2 protein-coding genes are annotated in these 1117 nt (G+C 41.3%); both read left to right on the plus strand.

Annotation, left to right across the window (positions count from 1 at the left end):
* On the plus strand, positions 1-203 hold a 203-nt coding region (locus KDK18_RS13385), incomplete at its 5' end, for a hypothetical protein (protein ID WP_257255431.1).
* A 59-nt stretch (positions 204-262) separates the two neighbouring features.
* Positions 263-1117: ShET2/EspL2 family type III secretion system effector toxin (locus KDK18_RS13390; protein WP_257255432.1), on the plus strand; the 855-nt coding region annotated here is incomplete at its 3' end.

Below are 1117 nucleotides of genomic sequence, written 5' to 3' on the forward strand. Positions count from 1 at the left end.
CAATACTGCCATCCTCCCTTCAAGCCAGCTTCTTCTCTCATGGAGCACTCATTAATATTGATGATTGGAAGAAATTTTCTGAAGAATGTGATGTTCAGTTCTTTGGTGCCCCAGCCCATGTGATGAGAAATTATATACGTATTGCACCCGGGCATTATGATGATCCCGAAAGAGTGCAGTGGCAATTGGGGGCGGACATTTGATAAATCATCCTATAGCAAATGGATCATGGAAATTAAAAAAAAGAGTGGAGGATCACGTAATGGATCAAATTAAACTGGGTGCTCAGTCGGCACTTTCACATTCATGGCACAGGCATTCAGAATCCTTGATGCCAGTCAGGGCCGTAACATCCCTTGTTAATGGCATCAAGGCCTGTTTTGGTGGTTATTCTGTCAGCGTTTTGCCTTGTATCACCACAAAGCTGATGAAAGAACACCCTGATGCATGGTTTACTAAAGCACTCCATAAACCATTAAGTGCTTATAACATTAACATCCCGATAGCCTGCGAGAGATCAACTCGCTATGTTACCAGCAAGGTAAATCAACTGCATGATGAAGGGCGAAGTCTTCAGGTTAAACTGGCTTTCAAGGAGGATGGCGGTATTCTTCCAATCCCTATTTATAATTCTGATAATGCCTGGTTCCCCAAAAACCTTAATTGTAGAGTCTATCGCTCCGATTCTGACGATAAAGCACCCGGAGGAATAATAGGCTGCCGTCATTTCGCCTGGGCTTATGCTAAAAAGGTGTTTGGTCGGGGGAAAGAAACGTTTAAAAAAATAGACGACTCAAAAAAAGTGCTGAAAACCTTTGAAAATACATCTAATTTCCCATGCGAATCCAGAGAGCATTTTCAATATGGATTCTTTTCTGATGGATATTATTTCTTTAAAGGAAAGTTTTCTGAGGCTATTACAGGGCTGGTAAAAAAGTATTGGAATATGTCGGCAGGCGATGAAAAGAATTTTTATTTTCGTTCAGTAGGAGACGATAGATCAATTGGCCACGCAATGGCCTTGAGATTAAAGAAGCAGGATGAATGCATGAAGGTTATTTTTTATGACCCTAACGCTACACTCATGCACAGAACAATCCTTCTCTCAGAACCAGAT

The organism is Endozoicomonas sp. SESOKO3 (assembly GCF_024606255.1).